At 57.3% G+C, this 17,098-nt stretch carries 17 protein-coding genes and 4 tRNA genes; 17 read left to right on the top strand and 4 right to left on the bottom strand.

The window, feature by feature from the left end; genetic code table 11:
• The first annotated feature begins 124 nt into the window (after positions 1 to 124).
• Complete coding sequence (locus ACM6G4_RS00175; RefSeq protein ID WP_414912739.1) at positions 125 to 367, top strand: hypothetical protein; 243 nt, start codon at positions 125 to 127, stop codon at positions 365 to 367.
• Positions 368 to 396: 29 nt separating this feature from the next.
• Complete coding sequence (locus ACM6G4_RS00170; RefSeq protein ID WP_056722343.1) at positions 397 to 1,146, top strand: TerC family protein; 750 nt, start codon at positions 397 to 399, stop codon at positions 1,144 to 1,146.
• Positions 1,147 to 1,229: 83 nt separating this feature from the next.
• On the opposite strand, the gene ACM6G4_RS00165 is transcribed toward ACM6G4_RS00170, so the two are convergent.
• Complete coding sequence (locus ACM6G4_RS00165) at positions 1,230 to 1,397, bottom strand: hypothetical protein (protein WP_177336458.1); 168 nt, start codon at positions 1,395 to 1,397, stop codon at positions 1,230 to 1,232.
• A gap of 179 nt (positions 1,398 to 1,576) precedes the next feature.
• On the opposite strand from ACM6G4_RS00165, the gene ACM6G4_RS00160 reads away from it, so the two are divergent.
• The 3 genes from ACM6G4_RS00160 (at position 1,577) to ACM6G4_RS00150 (ending at position 2,845) form a co-directional block, all read left to right on the top strand.
• Positions 1,577 to 2,311 carry a peptidase C39 family protein gene (locus ACM6G4_RS00160; protein WP_056722341.1) on the top strand — a complete coding sequence of 245 codons (735 nt, stop codon included), beginning with the start codon at positions 1,577 to 1,579 and terminating at the stop codon, positions 2,309 to 2,311.
• 94 nt (positions 2,312 to 2,405) lie between these two features.
• The gene (locus ACM6G4_RS00155) at positions 2,406 to 2,612 is read left to right on the top strand and encodes a DUF6021 family protein (protein WP_056722339.1); all 207 of its coding nucleotides are present in this window, start codon (positions 2,406 to 2,408) and stop codon (positions 2,610 to 2,612) included.
• Positions 2,613 to 2,629: 17 nt separating this feature from the next.
• Positions 2,630 to 2,845, top strand: a complete 216-nt coding sequence (locus ACM6G4_RS00150; RefSeq protein ID WP_007977127.1) for a hypothetical protein — start codon at positions 2,630 to 2,632, stop codon at positions 2,843 to 2,845.
• A 56-nt stretch (positions 2,846 to 2,901) separates the two neighbouring features.
• Here ACM6G4_RS00150 and pbpG read toward each other — a convergent pair whose 3' ends face one another.
• Together pbpG and folD are read right to left on the bottom strand one after the other, a co-directional pair.
• Positions 2,902 to 3,840 carry a D-alanyl-D-alanine endopeptidase gene (pbpG, locus tag ACM6G4_RS00145; protein ID WP_056722336.1) on the bottom strand — a complete coding sequence of 313 codons (939 nt, stop codon included), beginning with the start codon at positions 3,838 to 3,840 and terminating at the stop codon, positions 2,902 to 2,904.
• A gap of 235 nt (positions 3,841 to 4,075) precedes the next feature.
• On the bottom strand, positions 4,076 to 4,930 hold the full coding sequence (gene folD / locus ACM6G4_RS00140; protein WP_046043051.1) for a bifunctional methylenetetrahydrofolate dehydrogenase/methenyltetrahydrofolate cyclohydrolase FolD: 855 nt from the start codon (positions 4,928 to 4,930) through the stop codon (positions 4,076 to 4,078).
• Positions 4,931 to 5,204: 274 nt separating this feature from the next.
• Between folD and ACM6G4_RS00135 the strand changes: the two genes are divergently transcribed.
• From ACM6G4_RS00135 to ACM6G4_RS00080, 12 genes are all read left to right on the top strand, one after another.
• A tRNA-Arg gene (locus ACM6G4_RS00135) sits at positions 5,205 to 5,281 on the top strand.
• 32 nt (positions 5,282 to 5,313) lie between these two features.
• A tRNA-His gene (locus ACM6G4_RS00130) sits at positions 5,314 to 5,389 on the top strand.
• A gap of 56 nt (positions 5,390 to 5,445) precedes the next feature.
• Positions 5,446 to 5,530 (top strand) — tRNA-Leu (locus ACM6G4_RS00125).
• A 78-nt stretch (positions 5,531 to 5,608) separates the two neighbouring features.
• Positions 5,609 to 5,684 (top strand) — tRNA-His (locus ACM6G4_RS00120).
• A 386-nt stretch (positions 5,685 to 6,070) separates the two neighbouring features.
• Positions 6,071 to 7,381 carry a trigger factor gene (gene tig, locus ACM6G4_RS00115; RefSeq protein ID WP_414912738.1) on the top strand — a complete coding sequence of 437 codons (1,311 nt, stop codon included), beginning with the start codon at positions 6,071 to 6,073 and terminating at the stop codon, positions 7,379 to 7,381.
• 93 nt (positions 7,382 to 7,474) lie between these two features.
• Positions 7,475 to 8,110, top strand: coding sequence for an ATP-dependent Clp endopeptidase proteolytic subunit ClpP (clpP, locus tag ACM6G4_RS00110; RefSeq protein WP_015094302.1), 636 nt, complete (start codon positions 7,475 to 7,477; stop codon positions 8,108 to 8,110).
• A 111-nt stretch (positions 8,111 to 8,221) separates the two neighbouring features.
• Entirely contained in the window at positions 8,222 to 9,505 is a 1,284-nt protein-coding gene (clpX, locus tag ACM6G4_RS00105) for an ATP-dependent Clp protease ATP-binding subunit ClpX (protein WP_008048848.1), read from the top strand.
• Between the two features lie 252 nt (positions 9,506 to 9,757).
• Positions 9,758 to 12,154, top strand: a complete 2,397-nt coding sequence (gene lon, locus ACM6G4_RS00100) for an endopeptidase La (RefSeq protein ID WP_056722330.1) — start codon at positions 9,758 to 9,760, stop codon at positions 12,152 to 12,154.
• A 149-nt stretch (positions 12,155 to 12,303) separates the two neighbouring features.
• Entirely contained in the window at positions 12,304 to 12,576 is a 273-nt protein-coding gene (locus tag ACM6G4_RS00095; protein ID WP_002552737.1) for an HU family DNA-binding protein, read from the top strand.
• Positions 12,577 to 12,810: 234 nt separating this feature from the next.
• Entirely contained in the window at positions 12,811 to 14,682 is a 1,872-nt protein-coding gene (locus ACM6G4_RS00090; protein ID WP_414912737.1) for a SurA N-terminal domain-containing protein, read from the top strand.
• A gap of 203 nt (positions 14,683 to 14,885) precedes the next feature.
• Complete coding sequence (locus ACM6G4_RS00085) at positions 14,886 to 15,725, top strand: DUF2242 domain-containing protein (protein ID WP_056722327.1); 840 nt, start codon at positions 14,886 to 14,888, stop codon at positions 15,723 to 15,725.
• Between the two features lie 55 nt (positions 15,726 to 15,780).
• Positions 15,781 to 16,053 (top strand): hypothetical protein, encoded by a 273-nt coding sequence (locus tag ACM6G4_RS00080; RefSeq protein WP_414912736.1) that lies wholly within the window; start codon positions 15,781 to 15,783, stop codon positions 16,051 to 16,053.
• Positions 16,054 to 16,056: 3 nt separating this feature from the next.
• Here ACM6G4_RS00080 and ACM6G4_RS00075 read toward each other — a convergent pair whose 3' ends face one another.
• Positions 16,057 to 17,097: an AraC family transcriptional regulator gene (locus ACM6G4_RS00075; protein WP_414912735.1), complete on the bottom strand. Its 1,041-nt coding sequence runs from the start codon at positions 17,095 to 17,097 to the stop codon at positions 16,057 to 16,059.
• Position 17,098 lies beyond the last annotated feature (1 nt).

The following is a 17,098-nucleotide window of genomic DNA, read 5'->3' as shown; positions in this document are numbered from 1 at the left end:
CTTCGTAAAAGTCGAAGTATAACCGCTAAAAATACGAATTTTCCTGAAGTGTTTGCTTCCCTAGAATGCATCGCTATCAACGGGCCATCGTTTAGGTCCCGTTCGTTCTATCGAGGAAAGCATCATGAAGCTTAAAGCCACGGCACTGCTGATTACGTCTTTACTGGTACTGGCCGGTTGCGACCAGGCCGAGAAAAGCGCGCAACAATTGATGGGCAAGGCTGCCGAAAGCGCCAAACAGGTGATTGACGATACCCACAAGGCCGCCGAACAGGCGCTCAGTGACGCCACCAGCGGGTTGATCAGCAAAAAAGAATCATCGGAAAAAGAATCGGAAAAAACCGAGTCTTCCTCCCAGGAAATCTAAACCGTATTACAACGAGTCAGGACTGACCCATGGACTACCTTTTACAACTTGCCGCCAGCCCCACCGCCTGGGTCGCCCTTGCCACCCTGATTGTGATGGAGATCGTGCTCGGCATCGATAACCTGATCTTCATCTCGATCCTGACCAACAAGCTGCCCTTGCACAATCGCCAGCGGGCACGACGCATCGGTATCGGCATGGCGTTGATCCTGCGCCTGGGCTTGCTGAGCACCATTGCATTCATCGTCCAGTTGACCAATCCGGTGATCGAGATTCTCGGCCACGCGTTCTCATGGAAAGACATGATCCTGATTGCCGGTGGCCTGTTCCTGTTGTGGAAGGCGACCACCGAGATCCATCACAGCATGGACCCGGCACCGGAAGATCCGAAATCGGCGACCTCGACCGTGACCCTGGGCTTTGCTGCCGCGATCGGTCAGATCCTGATGCTGGACATGGTGTTCTCCATCGACAGCATCATTACCGCTGTCGGCATGACCGAGCATTTGCCGATCATGGTCATTGCGGTGGTGGTGTCGGTACTGGTGATGCTGCTGGCGGCTGATCCGCTGGCCAAGTTCATCAACGACAACCCGACGGTGGTGATGCTGGCCCTGGGCTTCCTGATCATGATCGGCATGACACTGATCGCCGAAGGCTTCGGTGCCCATGTACCGAAAGGCTACGTCTATGCCGCCATGGCATTCTCGGCTGCGATCGAGGTGTTGAACATGATGTCCCGTCGGTCCAGGGAGAAGCGGGCAGCCACCGAGGCCTGACCCTCGCTGAACGAAACGGCCGCCTGAACTCGAAGGAGTGCAGGCGGCCGTTTTTGTTGGTCTCGGGTAAAGGTGTGGTGTGGTCAGTGAGCGTTGGCGTGTTGGTTCGGCGTCTTGTCCGCTTCCGGCGCAGGAGCCGGCTGGACAGGATAATGGTGGCGGCGAGTGATGCGCAGCACGCCCCACAGCATGGCGGCAGCTACCGCCAGCCAGCCGCAAACCAACATTACAATGATCATGGTCAGGCTCATCTGTGCCTCCTCTTTGCCCTTCTATGGGCACTCACGCTTCGCTGTCGTCTCTTCAGTGAACAGTCTAGCCGTTGCTGCATTTCAGGCTATTGACCGAAAGTCGTCTGTCACCAACCAGTTCGCTCTATCGAATGCACTCCGCTACCGTTTAGAGCTATACCGTAGCGGCGCGGCGACCTATGATCGACGCCCAAGCCGGGAATGGGATTGCCTGGCGTCTGAACCTGAACAAGAGAGAGATGATGGTGCGGGTATTTTCTCGAATTTTGTCGACCATGCTGATCGCCGGTTGCGTGGCAAGCCTGGCGGGCTGTGCCGGGAGCGTTGCGCCCGAGATCAAGCGCCTGCCGGAACGAGTCGAACTCAGCGGCCGGTTCTACCGGGGCGATGCGTATCAAAGCGGGCCGCAGGTGCTGGCCAGCATGCTGTCCCAGCAGGGCATCGTGATTACCCCGGGACTGCTCGACAAACCCCTGCATTTGCCGGGAGGCGAAGCCCAGTTACAACAGAACATGCAGAACCTGGCCCGCGAGTACGGGATGGTCGTTTACCCCCTCGATAGCAACCTTGCCGCCCTGTTGACCCAAGTTGCCGCCGGTTATCCGGTGATGGTGCGCTTTACCGAAGGCTCGGCCATGTGGGCCGAACCGCGTTACGCCATTCTGGCCGGCTACAACCGCCAGAAGCAGACGGTCCTGGTGCGGGCCGGGATGAACCGCCGCGAACTGATGAGCTTCAGTTCCTTCGAGTCGGCGTTCAAGGATGCCGGTGGTTGGGCGGTGCTGATCCAGAATCCGAGCCAAATCCCGGCCCAGGTCGATCAGCAGCGTTGGCTCAAGGCCGCCAACGATCTGGCCCAGGCCGGTCAGGAACAGGCCGCCGCCAGGGCGAAAAAAGCCTTGGCCAGCCAGTAAGTCCGTTGGTCACCCGCCGGGCACCATTGCCCATGGCCAGTCTCTGATCTTAAGGGCCCGGAACATTGCTTCGGGTCCATATCAGGAGGTACCCATGGCTCATTCCAAAACGCCCGTCGGTCCGCACTCGTCTGAACATTCGTCTGGTGATGAGCTGGGTTTCGATCCCGACTCCCCGGACCTTGCCGATCCTCAGGTCGACCCGATCGGGCCTGCCAAGGCACCGAGGGACGTGAAGCCGGGTGACAACCCCAAGGCTCCGGCCAAGCCCTATGATCCACTGGGTGACCTGAAGCCTTAGGTCCAATGGAGGTGCGTATGTCTACTGATTCCAGTTTCGACGACAAACGTCCGGAAACTGTCCCTACAACCCCCGAGCAAAGCACCGATCCGGTGATGGATCCCGACAGCCCGTTGCGCGATCCCCTGGCGCGGCCAACGGTGGTGCCCACTGAAAAGCCGAAGGGTTGGAGAGATCCAAGTACTGGTGACGGCATCCCGGATGACGACCAGATGCCGCTGCCCAACGACTGAAGATCCGGCGAAAAAAAGCCCCGAATGATCGGGGCTTTTCGTGCGCTGCCGCTTGGTTACTTCGACGCTTCAACCACGCCGCTCTGGCGCTGCTTGAGGTTCTTGTCTGCCTTGTACTGCAAGGCGACGGAAGGCACGTCAGCACTTTTTCCGCTCTCTACCCAATTACGCATGCGCGTGGCATCGGCAAAATGGGTGTACTTGCCATAAGCGTCAAGGATCACCAAGGCCACCGGACGGTTACCCATTCGGGTCACCAGCACCAGGCAGTGACCTGCTTCGTTGGTGAAACCGGTTTTTGTCAGCTGGATGTCCCAGTCCTGCTTGCGCACCAAATGGTCGGTGTTGCGGAAACCCAGGCTGTAGTTCGGTTTGCGAAACGAAACGGTCTTTTCCTTGGTTGTGCTCAGTTCGGTCAGCAGCGGGTACTTGTGCGCGGCGATCAACAGTTTGCTCAAATCGCGAGCTGTCGAAACGTTGCGCGGCGAGAGCCCTGTCGGTTCGACGAAATGGGTATTGGTCATGCCCAAGGCCCGGGCCTTGGCGTTCATTGCAGCAATGAACGCGGCATAGCCACCCGGATAGTGGTGGGCCAGGCTTGCCGCGGCCCGGTTTTCAGATGACATCAGGGCAATCAGCAGCATTTCCCGGCGCGGCAGTTCGCTCTTGAGCTTGACCCGGGAGTACACACCTTTCATTTCCGGTGTGTCGCTGATGTTGATGTTGATGTATTCATCCATGTTTTGCCGGGCTTCAACCACGACCAGGCCGGTCATCAATTTGCTGACGGACGCGATGGGAACGACGACGTCCGGATTGCTGGCATAGATGACTTTGTTGGTCTGCATATCCAGCAGTAAAGAGCTGCCGGAGGCGAGCTTGAGTTGCGAGGTGTCTCGAGGCGCTGCCGTGGTTTCGCCAGCGCTGGCGATTGGCGTGATGAAAGTCCCTGTAACTGCAAAAAATAGGCTCAGGATGGAAAGACGGATTTTCACGCTGGCAGACTCGTAAGGTGTTGATAAGCCGTTTTGTAACGGGCTATTTCGTAAAAAGCGCGACATTCTGGAGTATGGCTGAATAACTGTCGATGGTTGATCAAGTAACAGGTGAAAGTCCTGAGAAACATGAAAAGAAAGTCATTTTCCGGCAGGCGGTCGGTGTTTTTCGCGGGCAAAAAAAACCCCGCCAGGGCGGGGTTCCTTGTCACGCTGAACGCGTGCGCGTTGAAACTCAGCTGTGCAGGGTTTCAGCAGCGTACAGGGTGTTTTCCAGCAGGCAGGCTCGGGTCATCGGGCCGACACCGCCCGGTACCGGAGTGATCCAGCCGGCGCGGGGCAGGGCGGTTTCGTAGATCACGTCACCGACCAGCTTGCCATCGTCCTGGCGGTTGATGCCGACATCGATCACGATCGCGCCTTCCTTGATCCATTCGCCCTTGACCAGGCCCGGCTTGCCGGCAGCGACGACGACCAGGTCCGCACGGCCGACATGGCCGGCCAGGTCCTTGGTAAAGCGGTGGGTGACCGTCACGGTGCAACCGGCCAGCAGCAATTCCATGGCCATTGGGCGGCCAACGATATTGGATGCGCCGACGACAACGGCATCCATCCCGTAAAGGTCGACACCAGTGCTTTCCAGCAGGGTCATGATGCCTTTGGGGGTGCATGGGCGCAGCAGCGGGATTCGCTGGGCCAGGCGGCCGACGTTATAAGGATGGAAACCGTCGACGTCTTTATCCGGACGAATGCGTTCCAGCAGCCTGGAGGCGTCCAGGTGCTCGGGAAGCGGAAGCTGAAGCAGGACGCCGTCGATTGCAGGATCGTCGTTCAGGCGATCGATCAGCTCGGTCAGCGCTTCTTGAGTGGTTTCCGAAGGCAGGTCATAGGCTTGGGATAGAAAGCCGACCTCTTCACAGTCTTTACGCTTGTGCGAGACATAAACCTGAGAGGCAGGATCGCTGCCGACCAGGATCACCGCAAGGCCGGGCGTGCGCAGGCCTTGCTGGCGACGCTCGGTGACACGTTGGGCGATCTGCTGGCGCAGGCTGGCGGCGATCGATTTGCCGTCGATAAGTTGTGCAGTCATTGCGCGTGATTAACCATCGAGAGGGGAAAAAAAGAGAACGCATTCTCGCATGTCATGCGGTGAGGGCAAAGGCGCTTGGTCTGCAAATTCCCCTAACTCCTTTAATTAAATGAATTTTTTTTAAAAAGGATTTGACGACCTTCGGGTGGCTCTATACTATTCGTCGCACTTGTCGGGCACAGCCTAGCACTGGTTAGGAAGGTTGAGCGGGATTACGATTCTGCGAGACTGGAAAGCACTTAGTTTGTAGTCCTCCAAGGTTACAGCTAACAAGGCGCCCGTAGCTCAGCTGGATAGAGCATCCGCCTTCTAAGCGGATGGTCGCAGGTTCGAGTCCTGCCGGGTGCGCCATTAGGCAGCTTTGGCACAAGTAGCGCGATATGGTGGGCGTAGCTCAGTTGGTAGAGCACGGGATTGTGACTCCCGTTGTCGTGGGTTCGATCCCCATCGTCCACCCCATATTTCGAAAGGCGCCAGATTAACAGTCTGGCGCCTTTGCTTTAAAAGCTTCACCCGCGGATGTGGTGGAATTGGTAGACACACTGGATTTAGGTTCCAGCGCCGCGAGGCGTAAGAGTTCGAGTCTCTTCATCCGCACCAATTAAAGCTTCACTCGGGCATTTGGCCTGGCTGGAGCTTGATAAAGAAGTTTGTTTGGCTTCTTTAACAGGCAATATGGTGGGCGTAGCTCAGTTGGTAGAGCACGGGATTGTGACTCCCGTTGTCGTGGGTTCGATCCCCATCGTCCACCCCATATTTCGAAAGGCGCCAGATTGAAAAGTCTGGCGCCTTTTTTGTTTCAGTGGCCGCAGGTTCCGGGTCGCAGGGGCAGGGTGTTTCGTCGTATTTATGTTTCTCGATGATGCAGTCCTGCCCGCCGGCCTTGCTTGCGAGATCGGCTGTCAGGGAGATGATTGGCTGCCTTCTCTATATAGGGAAAGGTTGGCGCAGAGCCCTGGCGTGATTGGTTGTATTTGCCATCGGGGCGAGGTGCATTCGTGCATTCGCACCTATAAATTGCCTGCTGCGTTTTTACCCGTTTTCAGTAGGGTGACTTCTTGAGTTTGACCCACTAGAATGCATGCCCTTGATTCTGGGGTCGGAAACGGCCGGCTAACGTCTGTGCAACGAGGAATATCCATGCAAGTTTCTGTTGAAAATACTACTGCTCTTGAGCGCCGCATGAGCGTCACCGTGCCGGCTGAGCGCATCGAGAGCCAGGTCAACAAGCGTCTGCAGCAGACCGCCCAAAAGGCCAAGATTGCTGGCTTCCGTCCAGGCAAAGTGCCAATGAGCGAAATCAAGCGCCGTTTCGGTGCTGACGCTCGCCAGGAAGCTGTAGGCGACGTGATCCAGTCTTCCTTCTACGAAGCTGTGGTTGAGCAGAAGCTGAACCCGGCTGGTCAGCCTTCGATCGAGCCAAAATCCCTGGAAGCGGGCAAGGACCTGGAATACGTAGCCGTATTCGAAGTGTTCCCTGAGTTCACCGTTGCCGGTTTCGAAGGTATCACCGTAGAGCGCCTGAGCGCTGACGTGACTGACGCCGATCTGGACAAGATGCTGGACATCCTGCGCAAGCAGAACACCCGTTTCGAAGTGGCCGATCGTGCTGCCCAGAACGAAGACCAGTTGAACATCGATTTCGTCGGCAAGGTCGACGGTGAAGTGTTCGCCGGCGGTTCCGCCAAAGGTACCCAGCTGGTTCTGGGTTCCGGCCGCATGATCCCTGGTTTCGAAGATGGCCTGGTTGGCGCAAAAGCCGGTGAAGAACGCGTTCTGAGCCTGACTTTCCCAGAGGACTATCAGAACCTGGACCTGGCTGGCAAAGCCGCCGAGTTCACCGTGACCGTCAATACCGTTTCCGAGCCAAAACTGCCAGAACTGACCGAAGAATTCTTCGCTCAATTCGGCATCAAGGAAACCGGTCTGGAAGGCTTCCGCGCCGAAGTTCGCAAGAACATGGAGCGTGAGCTGCGTCAGGCGATCAAATCCAAGGTCAAGAACCAGGTAATGGACGGCCTGCTGGCCACCAACCCGATCGAAGTGCCAAAGGCCCTGCTGTCCAACGAAGTTGACCGTCTGCGCGTGCAGGCTGTTCAGCAGTTCGGCGGCAACATCAAGCCTGACCAACTGCCGGCCGAACTGTTCGAAGAGCAAGCCAAGCGCCGCGTAGTGCTGGGTCTGATCGTGGCTGAAGTGGTCAAGCAATTCGACCTCAAGCCTGACGAAACCCGCGTTCGCGAGATGATTCAGGAAATGGCTTCGGCCTACCAGGAGCCTGAGCAAGTTGTGTCCTGGTACTACAAGAACGACCAGCAACTGAACGAAGTTCGCTCGGTTGTGCTGGAAGAGCAAGTTGTGGATACTGTTCTGCAGAAAGCTAGCGTGACCGACAAATCGGTCTCTTACGAAGAAGCGGTCAAGCCGGTAGAAGCACCACAAGCCGACTGATCACTTTTGCGATAAGAAGCAAACACCATAAGCCAGCCTTCGAGCTGGCTTATGCGTATTCAAGACATAACTATTTGGGAGTGACTGCAGAGCATGTTCCGTAATTCGTATATTCAGCAGAACTCTGATATCCAGGCCGCAGGCGGCCTGGTCCCGATGGTTGTCGAGCAGTCCGCTCGTGGCGAGCGCGCCTACGACATCTACTCGCGTCTCCTCAAGGAGCGGGTGATCTTTCTGGTTGGTCCGGTAGAGGACTACATGGCCAACCTGATCTGTGCGCAATTGCTGTTCCTTGAAGCGGAAAACCCGGACAAGGACATCCATCTCTATATCAACTCCCCGGGCGGTTCGGTGACTGCAGGCATGTCGATCTACGACACCATGCAGTTCATCAAACCCAACGTGTCGACCACCTGTATCGGTCAGGCGTGCAGCATGGGCGCGTTCCTGCTGACGGCCGGTGCACAAGGCAAGCGTTACTGCCTGCCGAACTCGCGTGTGATGATTCACCAGCCACTGGGCGGTTTCCAGGGCCAGGCCTCGGATATCGAAATCCATGCCAAGGAAATCCTCTTCATTCGCGAGCGTCTCAACACGCTGATGGCCAAGCACAGCGGGCGCACTCTCGAAGAAATCGAGCGCGATACCAACCGCGACAACTTCATGAGTGCAGACGCCGCGCGTGAGTACGGTTTGATCGATGAAGTGATCAGCCAGCGTCCTGCTTAAAATAAGCAGCTCAAAATAAGGTTGGTCGGCGGGTCCGACACCTGCGGGCTTGAAAAAGCCCGCAATAGCCTTCATCTTGTGTTGCAAGCCTATCGGATTTGGATCGAACGAATGACTGACACCCGCAACGGCGAGGACAACGGCAAGCTGCTCTATTGCTCCTTCTGTGGCAAAAGCCAGCATGAAGTACGCAAATTGATTGCCGGCCCCTCGGTCTTTATCTGCGACGAGTGCGTCGACCTGTGCAACGACATCATCCGCGAGGAGGTGCAGGAAGCACAGGCCGAAAGCAGTGCGCATAAATTGCCTTCGCCTAAAGAAATCAGCGGCATCCTTGATCAGTATGTGATTGGTCAGGAGCGTGCGAAAAAGGTTCTGGCCGTAGCGGTGTACAACCACTACAAGCGCCTGAACCAGCGTGACAAAAAAAATGACGACGTCGAACTCGGCAAGAGCAACATCCTGCTGATCGGCCCGACAGGCTCGGGTAAGACCCTGCTTGCCGAAACCCTGGCCCGCTTGCTGAACGTTCCGTTCACCATCGCCGACGCAACCACCCTCACCGAGGCGGGTTACGTGGGTGAAGATGTCGAGAACATCATTCAGAAGCTGTTGCAGAAGTGCGATTACGACGTGGAAAAAGCCCAGATGGGCATTGTCTACATCGATGAAATCGACAAGATTTCGCGCAAGTCTGACAACCCGTCGATCACCCGGGACGTTTCCGGTGAAGGCGTGCAGCAGGCCCTGCTCAAGTTGATCGAAGGCACGGTCGCTTCCGTTCCACCGCAAGGTGGTCGCAAGCATCCGCAGCAGGAATTCCTGCAGGTCGACACCCGTAACATCCTGTTCATCTGCGGTGGCGCGTTCTCGGGTCTTGAGAAGGTCATTCAAAACCGTTCCACCAAGGGTGGCATCGGTTTCAACGCAGAAGTGCGCAGCAAGGAAGAAGGCAAGAAAGTCGGTGAATCCCTGCGTGAAGTCGAGCCTGACGATCTGGTCAAGTTCGGTTTGATCCCGGAATTCGTCGGTCGTCTGCCGGTACTTGCCACGCTCGACGAGCTTGACGAGGCTGCACTGATGCAGATCCTCACCGAGCCGAAAAATGCCCTGACCAAGCAGTATGCCAAGCTGTTCGAGATGGAAGGCGTGGATCTGGAATTCCGGACCGACGCTCTGAAATCGGTCGCCAAGCGTGCCCTGGAGCGTAAAACCGGTGCCCGTGGCCTGCGTTCGATTCTCGAAGGTGTATTGCTCGACACTATGTATGAAATCCCCTCGCAGTCCGAGGTGAGCAAAGTAGTGATCGATGAAAGCGTGATAGAGGGCAAGTCCAAGCCACTGTATATCTACGAGAACAGTGAGCCGACCGCCAAGGCCGCGCCAGACGCTTAAGTGTCACGCAGCTTGAATAAAGAAGGGGCCTTCGGGCCCCTTTGCTTTTGTGGAAGCTGGCCAGCCAGCGAAGGCGAACTGACAGCCAATCTGATTTTTCGGGTGTGTCCGGACCATCACAAGCGCTGCCATCGGCTGCAATCTTTTAAGTCGTACTTTTATCCGCTTGTTTTTTTCCAAAGCAGCCCCCATCTTGGTTTCAAGCTTACTTCCATCTGTTTACGGCCTTACGGCCGCCGTAGAGGCGAAATCATGAAGACAACCATCGAATTGCCTCTCCTGCCATTGCGTGATGTCGTGGTTTATCCGCACATGGTTATCCCGCTGTTCGTGGGGCGCGAGAAATCCATCGAAGCCCTCGAGGCTGCGATGACGGGTGACAAGCAGATTCTTCTGCTGGCCCAGAGAAACCCGGCTGACGACGATCCCGGTGAGGATGCCCTGTACCGCGTGGGTACGATTGCCACTGTTCTGCAGTTGCTGAAGCTGCCTGACGGAACGGTCAAGGTTCTGGTCGAAGGTGAGCAACGGGGCGCTGTCGAGCGCTTCAGCGAAGTGGATGGCCACTGCCGTGCCGAAGTCTCCCTGATCGACGAAGTTGAAGCGCCGGAACGCGAGTCGGAAGTGTTCGTTCGCAGCCTGCTGTCCCAGTTCGAACAATATGTGCAGTTGGGCAAGAAAGTCCCGGCTGAAGTCCTGTCGTCGCTCAACAGCATCGATGAGCCGGGCCGCCTGGTAGACACCATGGCCGCGCACATGGCCCTGAAGATCGAACAGAAGCAGGAAATCCTCGAAATCATCGACTTGTCGGCCCGGGTCGAGCACGTCCTGGCGCTGCTGGATGCCGAGATCGATCTGCTGCAAGTCGAAAAACGCATTCGTGGCCGCGTCAAAAAACAAATGGAGCGCAGTCAGCGCGAGTACTACCTGAATGAGCAAATGAAGGCCATTCAGAAAGAGCTCGGCGACAGCGACGAAGGTCACAACGAAGTCGAAGAGCTGAAAAAGCGTATCGACGCCGCCGGCCTGCCGAAAGACGCGCTGGCCAAGGCAACGGCCGAGCTGAACAAGCTCAAGCAGATGTCGCCGATGTCCGCGGAAGCGACCGTGGTGCGTTCGTACATCGATTGGCTGGTTCAAGTGCCGTGGAAGGCCCAGAGCAAGGTGCGCCTGGACCTGGCGCGTGCAGAAGACATTCTGGACGCCGACCACTATGGCCTGGAAGAGGTCAAGGAACGCATCCTCGAATACCTCGCCGTGCAAAAGCGCGTGAAGAAAATCCGTGGTCCGGTGTTGTGCCTGGTCGGTCCTCCAGGTGTGGGTAAAACATCCCTGGCGGAGTCGATCGCTCACGCCACCAACCGCAAATTCGTGCGCATGGCCCTCGGTGGCGTGCGTGATGAAGCGGAAATTCGTGGTCATCGCCGTACTTACATTGGTTCGATGCCAGGAAGATTGATTCAAAAGATGACAAAAGTGGGTGTCCGCAACCCGCTGTTCCTGCTCGACGAAATCGACAAGATGGGCAGCGACATGCGTGGCGATCCGGCATCGGCGTTGCTGGAAGTGCTCGATCCTGAGCAGAACCACAACTTCAACGATCACTATCTGGAAGTCGATTACGACCTGTCCGATGTGATGTTCCTGTGCACCTCGAACTCGATGAACATCCCGCCAGCGTTGCTGGACCGGATGGAAGTGATCCGTCTGCCGGGCTACACCGAAGACGAGAAGATCAACATCGCCGTCAAATACCTTTCGCCGAAGCAGATTACGGCCAACGGCCTGAAGAAAGGCGAGCTGGAGTTTGACGCGGAAGCGATCCGCGACATCATCCGCTACTACACCCGTGAAGCCGGTGTGCGTGGGCTGGAGCGCCAGATTGCCAAGGTCTGCCGCAAGGCGGTCAAGGAGCATGCGCTGGAAAAACGCTTCTCGGTGAAGGTCACCGCGGACATGCTGGAGCACTTCCTGGGCGTGCGCAAATTCCGCTATGGCCTGGCCGAGCAGCAGGATCAGATCGGTCAGGTGACCGGGCTGGCGTGGACTCAGGTGGGTGGCGAACTGCTTACCATCGAAGCGGCCGTCGTGCCGGGCAAGGGCCAGTTGATCAAGACCGGTTCCCTGGGTGACGTGATGGTCGAATCGATCACCGCGGCCTTGACCGTTGTTCGCAGCCGGGCGAAGAGTCTGGGGATCCCCCTGGACTTCCATGAGAAGCGTGACACGCACATCCATATGCCGGAAGGGGCGACCCCCAAGGACGGCCCTAGCGCCGGTGTAGGCATGTGCACGGCCCTGGTATCGGCATTGACCGGCATTCCGGTACGCGCGGATGTCGCCATGACCGGCGAAATCACCTTGCGTGGCCAGGTATTGGCCATCGGCGGCTTGAAAGAGAAACTGCTGGCTGCCCATCGTGGCGGAATCAAGACCGTGATCATTCCTGAAGAGAATGTGCGCGATCTCAAAGAGATTCCGGACAATATCAAGCAGGATCTACAGATTAAACCGGTTAAATGGATTGACGAGGTCCTGCAAATTGCGCTGCAATACGCGCCGGAGCCCTTGCCGGATGTGGCTCCGGAGATAGTCGCGAAGGATGAGAAACGCGACGCAGATTCTAAGGAAAGAATTAGCACGCATTAGTACGTATTTGCCTGGGGGGCTTTCTTGACAGCTTTTTAGAGCCCTTGTTATAAAGCGGCTCTTAAGTGTCTGTAGGCCATTCAGCACTCGTTTTTGCTTTCACCAAAAAAACTTAGAATCATACTCAAATAGATATAAGGGGACTTAGAGTGAACAAGTCGGAACTGATTGATGCTATCGCTGCATCCGCTGATATCCCGAAAGCTGCTGCTGGCCGTGCGCTGGACGCTGTAATCGAATCCGTCACTGGCGCTCTCAAGGCTGGCGACTCTGTTGTTCTGGTTGGTTTCGGTACCTTCTCCGTAACTGATCGCCCAGCTCGCATTGGTCGTAACCCACAGACCGGTAAGACGCTGGAAATCGCAGCAGCCAAAAAACCAGGTTTCAAAGCCGGTAAAGCACTGAAAGAAGCTGTCAACTAAGTTCGATTCAGGTTTTTACCCATCCGGGTCAGGTCATGCCTGACTTGGCAGCGGAGCGGCAGTCCTGACTGCAGGTCGCCGGTTCAAGACACCGAGGGTCGCCAGTTCGAGCCCCTCGATCCGCTCTGCCAGTTACGAGAAGGCGCATCCTCGGATGCGCCTTTCTTCTATTCGGATTCTACCCACGCTCCACGGTTGCCTAATTTTTGAAGTTCAACCGTTTCTGGGGGACGCATGCTGCAGAATATCAGGGACAATTCACAAGGCTGGATTGCCAAGACTATTATCGGGGTCATCGTTGCACTGATGGCTTTGACCGGTTTCGACGCCATTTTTCAGGCCACGACGAACAAGAATGAGGCGGCGAAGGTCAATGGCGAAGAAATCAGCCAGAACGAGCTGAGCCAGGCGGTCGATATGCAACGCCGTCAGCTCATGCAACAGTTGGGCAAGGATTTCGATGCTTCCTTGCTCGATGAAAAAATGCTGCGCGAGTCGGCTCTCAAAGGCCTGATCGATCGCAAACTGCTGCTGCAAGGCGCAGAAAACTCGAAATTCGCTTTTTCCGAAGCGGCTCTGGATCAGGTCATCCTGCAAACGCCTGACTTTCAGGTGGATGGCAAGTTCAGCTCCGAGCGTTTCGACCAGGTGATTCGCCAACTCGGCTACACCCGCATGCAATTCCGCCAGCTGATGGCTCAGGAAATGCTGATTGGTCAGTTGCGTGCCGGTCTGGCCGGTAGCGGTTTCGTGACCGATGCACAGGTGCTGGCGTTTGCCCGTCTGGAAAAACAGACCCGCGATTTCGCCTCCCTGAACATCAAGGTCGACCCGGCGGCGGTGAAGCTGACCGACGATGAGGTCAAGGCCTATTACGACGAACACGCCAAGGAATTCATGACGCCGGATCAGGTGGTCATCGATTACCTCGAGCTGAAGAAGGCTTCCTTCTTCGATCAGGTCAGCGTCAATGACGAAGACCTGCAGGCGGCTTATCAGAAAGAAATCGCGAACCTGTCCGAGCAACGCCAGGCGGCGCACATTCTGATTGAAGTGAACGACAAGACCACCGAGGCGCAAGCCAAGGCGAAGATCGAAGAGATCCAGGCCCGTCTGGCCAAGGGTGAGAAATTCGAGGCGCTGGCCAAGGAATTCTCCCAGGATCCTGGTTCGGCGAACAACGGCGGTGATCTGGGTTATGCCGGTCCTGGCGTCTACGACCCTGCGTTCGAAAAAGCCCTGTATTCGTTGACCAAGGATCAGGTTTCCGCGCCGGTTCGCACCGATTTCGGGTTCCACCTGATCAAGCTGTTGGGCGTGGAAGCGCCTGAGGTACCGACATTCGCCAGCCTGAAAGACAAGCTGACCCGCGAATTGAAGGCCCAGCAGGTCGAACAGCGTTTTGTCGAGGCGACCAAGCAGCTGGAGGATGCCTCGTTCGAAGCGTCTGATCTGGCTCAGCCGGCGCAGGACTTGAAACTGACCGTCCACACGTCCAAGCCGTTCGGCCGGGAAGGTGGTGAGGGTATTACGGCCAACCGTGCGGTGATCACGGCTGCGTTCAGCCCGGAAGTCCTGGATGAGGGGGCGAACAGCACCGCCATCGAACTGGATCCTGAAACCGTGGTCGTGTTGCGTGCCAAGGAGCACCTGAAGCCTTCGCAATTGCCGCTGGAAAGCGTCTCTGCCGCGATCCGTGTGCAATTGGCCAAGGAGCACGCCAGCGCCGATGCCAAGACCAAGGCTGACGCCCTGATTGCCAGCCTGCGCGACGGCACGACCCCGCTGGATCGGGTGATCGACGGCCAGTCCTGGAAAGTCACCGACGCGGCAACTCGTGCCCAGGAAGGGATCGACCCTGCGGTGCTGCAAGCGCTGTTTCGCATGGCGAAGCCTGCGGCCAAGGATAAACCGACCTTCACCAGCGTGACGCTGGCTGATGGCAGCCTGATGATCGTGCGCCTCAATGGCGTGAACGAAGCCGCGGCACCGACCGAAGAAGAGAAAGCACAGTATCGTCGCTACCTCGCTTCCCGCATCGGCCAGCAAGACTTCGCGGCTTACCGCAAGCAGCTGGAAAGCCAGGCGGAGATCAAGCGTTACTGATGCCTGACCAGGTTTAACGCGGTACATGAGACCCCGGCCGAAAGGCTGGGGTCTTTTTGTTTGGCCGTACGTCATTTGTCGCGGTGACTTTTGCGCAAAACCGGGGTCAATCAGCCTGTAACCGTTTTAAGACACGATCGATGCTCCGCTAAGCATCGATCTGTTGCACAATACGCCCCGAACCGTTTTCCTCAGGATGTTCAATGTTTAAATCACTTCCCATGCGGGTTGTCGGGCTGGCAGCCGTGTTTGCCACCGCGGCTGGTTGTTCATCGAACAAGGCCGCCATCTATGAGCATGAGAATTTCGACGACTCCGGTACCTTTTCCCGAAACTATCCGGTCAGCGATACCCAGAGCTGTGAGGCCGCCCGTCGCGCCTTGCTCAGCCAGGGTTACATCATCACCAGCAACGATCCGAAGCTGGTCAGCGGTCACAAGAGTTTCCAGCAGACCGGCGAGAATCACATGGAGATCAGCTTCAGTGTGGTCTGTGCCGATGACGGCAGCGAAGGGCACCACGCGACCATATTCGCCAATGCCCTGCAGGATCGTTATGCGCTGAAGAAGACCAACAACTCCGCCAGTCTCGGTGTGGGTGTGTTGGGCTCGGTATCGATGCCGATCGGCTCCTCAGATGACTCGATGGTCAAGGTCGCCAGCGAAACCGTATCGTCCGCCAAGTTCTACGAGCGTTTCTTCGCACTGGTCGAGTTGTTCCTGCCGCCGGAAGCGAAAAAGGCCGCGCACATCCCCGAAAAGCCGAAAACGGACCTGGGAATGCCAGAAGCCAAGGCAGCACCGGCACCGCTGGCACCGGCCCCGGCAGTGACTCCTGCTGTAGAACCTGCTGCGCCCGCGCCCGTAGAAGCGGTTCCAGCGGCCTCCGAGCCGGTTGCCCCGCCTCCTGAAGCGGCGCCGATTACCCCGGTTCAGAACGCAGAGCCGGCGCCTTCGGCAGAAACCATCACGCCACCGACTAACCCGACGGACATACCACCGCCGAGCGAGCCGATTCAGGCGATTCCTGTCTCTGGCCAGTGATCGATCGCGTTACGGGATCGGCCAGCGAGTAACGATCCCGTAGCGGGCGCAAAGATTGACCCTCATCAACAAGGTCCGCTGTTCTGCGGCCTTGCGCGAAAAAACCGATGATAAATTCCTGACCAGCTGCTACGTTTTATTGAGTAGCGACAGAGTGTTGTGCCCGCGTCATTTTTCTTTCATGCGGGCACATTATGCTCAGGGAATTGGTTATTTATTCAGACGGTTGGGGAATTCAAATATGGACGATTATCAAGAAGAGCTGCTCGAGTACCAGGCTTTTGAACTTGACCCACTGGAGCCGGCGGAAGACGCTACCGAGTTGTAGGCATCAAGCGGATTGGCGATGGCTGCGGCGAAATTCGCCGGGTGTCTGCCCGTTCCAGCGTTTGAATGCGCGTTGAAACGCTTCGGCTGAGGCAAAGCCCAGCAGGTAGGCGATCTCTCCGAACGCCAGTTCGGTGTCGCGTATGTAAGTCATGGCCAGGTCGCGGCGGGTGTCGTTGAGAATTGCACGAAACTGCGTGCCTTCATCGGCGAGCTTGCGGCGCAAGGTCCAGGTGGGCAGCTTCAGGCGTGCCGCCACCTCCTGCAGGTCGGGCTCCCGGCCACCATTGAGCAAGGGTCCCAGCAGCGCGATGATGCGTTCACGCAGGCTGCGGGTGCGTGTCAGTTGTTCCAGTTCCCGCTCACACAGTTGCAGCAAATGTCGCCAGGTGCTCGGGCAGTGCTCGGGGTTGCGCTGGGCGAGACTGGCCAGGCTCAAGCGCAGTTGATTGCGTTCGCCGCCAAACTGGATCGGACAGTCGCCCAACACGTCATAGGCCTGGCGGTAGCCGGGCTCCTCGAATTCGATCTCGATACGTTCGGCACGCAGCGGGGCAGGGCTGACACTGGACAATTGCTGTAACCAGCCGGCGATGATCGAATCCACCACAAAGCGGTTGTAGGCGTTATAGGGGCTGATCGAGTAGAACCGCAGCCAGGCGCCCCGGGCGTCTTCGTGAAAGCTTGATTGACCGCGATAATTGGAGCCGTACAAGGCTTCGAATCGAATCAGGCAGCGCGCGGCTTCTCGTACCGTCGGTGCCTGGGCCGCGGTGACGCCAGCGAGGCCAGCCTGGCTCAGGCGACTGAACTGACCCATGCGCAGGCCAAGGGCCGGGTTGTCGGTCAGTTGAATGGCACTGTGGCCCAGGCGCATGTAGCGCGGTATCGACAGCCGGGCGCCGGCTTCGCTGAGGCGCGCGGCATCTAGACCGTATTGATCGAGCAGTGGCTGTGGATCGACACCGTGACTGCGTACGGCATCGGCCAGGCTATGTACAAAGCCCACCGACAGATCGCCGAGGCGCATCGGCTGTGGATTCATG

It is taken from the genome of Pseudomonas sp. IT-P258 (assembly GCF_949767825.1).
GTDB classification, from domain to species: Bacteria; Pseudomonadota; Gammaproteobacteria; order Pseudomonadales; family Pseudomonadaceae; genus Aquipseudomonas; species Aquipseudomonas monachiensis.
Note: the sequence above shows the minus strand (reverse complement) of the source record. Positions and strands in the feature narration are given on the sequence as shown.

Coding starts and splice junctions, on each gene's coding strand:
- ACM6G4_RS00155 (WP_056722339.1), top strand. CDS start 2,406: ATGGCTCATTCCAAAACGCCCGTCGGTCCGCACTCGTCTGAACATTCG.
- ACM6G4_RS00150 (WP_007977127.1), top strand. CDS start 2,630: ATGTCTACTGATTCCAGTTTCGACGACAAACGTCCGGAAACTGTCCCT.
- ACM6G4_RS00175 (WP_414912739.1), top strand. CDS start 125: ATGAAGCTTAAAGCCACGGCACTGCTGATTACGTCTTTACTGGTACTG.
- tig (WP_414912738.1), top strand. CDS start 6,071: ATGCAAGTTTCTGTTGAAAATACTACTGCTCTTGAGCGCCGCATGAGC.
- ACM6G4_RS00090 (WP_414912737.1), top strand. CDS start 12,811: ATGCTGCAGAATATCAGGGACAATTCACAAGGCTGGATTGCCAAGACT.
- ACM6G4_RS00085 (WP_056722327.1), top strand. CDS start 14,886: ATGTTTAAATCACTTCCCATGCGGGTTGTCGGGCTGGCAGCCGTGTTT.
- folD (WP_046043051.1), bottom strand. CDS start 4,930: ATGACTGCACAACTTATCGACGGCAAATCGATCGCCGCCAGCCTGCGC.
- ACM6G4_RS00170 (WP_056722343.1), top strand. CDS start 397: ATGGACTACCTTTTACAACTTGCCGCCAGCCCCACCGCCTGGGTCGCC.
- ACM6G4_RS00160 (WP_056722341.1), top strand. CDS start 1,577: ATGATCGACGCCCAAGCCGGGAATGGGATTGCCTGGCGTCTGAACCTG.
- ACM6G4_RS00075 (WP_414912735.1), bottom strand. CDS start 17,097: ATGAATCCACAGCCGATGCGCCTCGGCGATCTGTCGGTGGGCTTTGTA.
- lon (WP_056722330.1), top strand. CDS start 9,758: ATGAAGACAACCATCGAATTGCCTCTCCTGCCATTGCGTGATGTCGTG.
- clpP (WP_015094302.1), top strand. CDS start 7,475: ATGTTCCGTAATTCGTATATTCAGCAGAACTCTGATATCCAGGCCGCA.
- clpX (WP_008048848.1), top strand. CDS start 8,222: ATGACTGACACCCGCAACGGCGAGGACAACGGCAAGCTGCTCTATTGC.
- ACM6G4_RS00165 (WP_177336458.1), bottom strand. CDS start 1,397: ATGAGCCTGACCATGATCATTGTAATGTTGGTTTGCGGCTGGCTGGCG.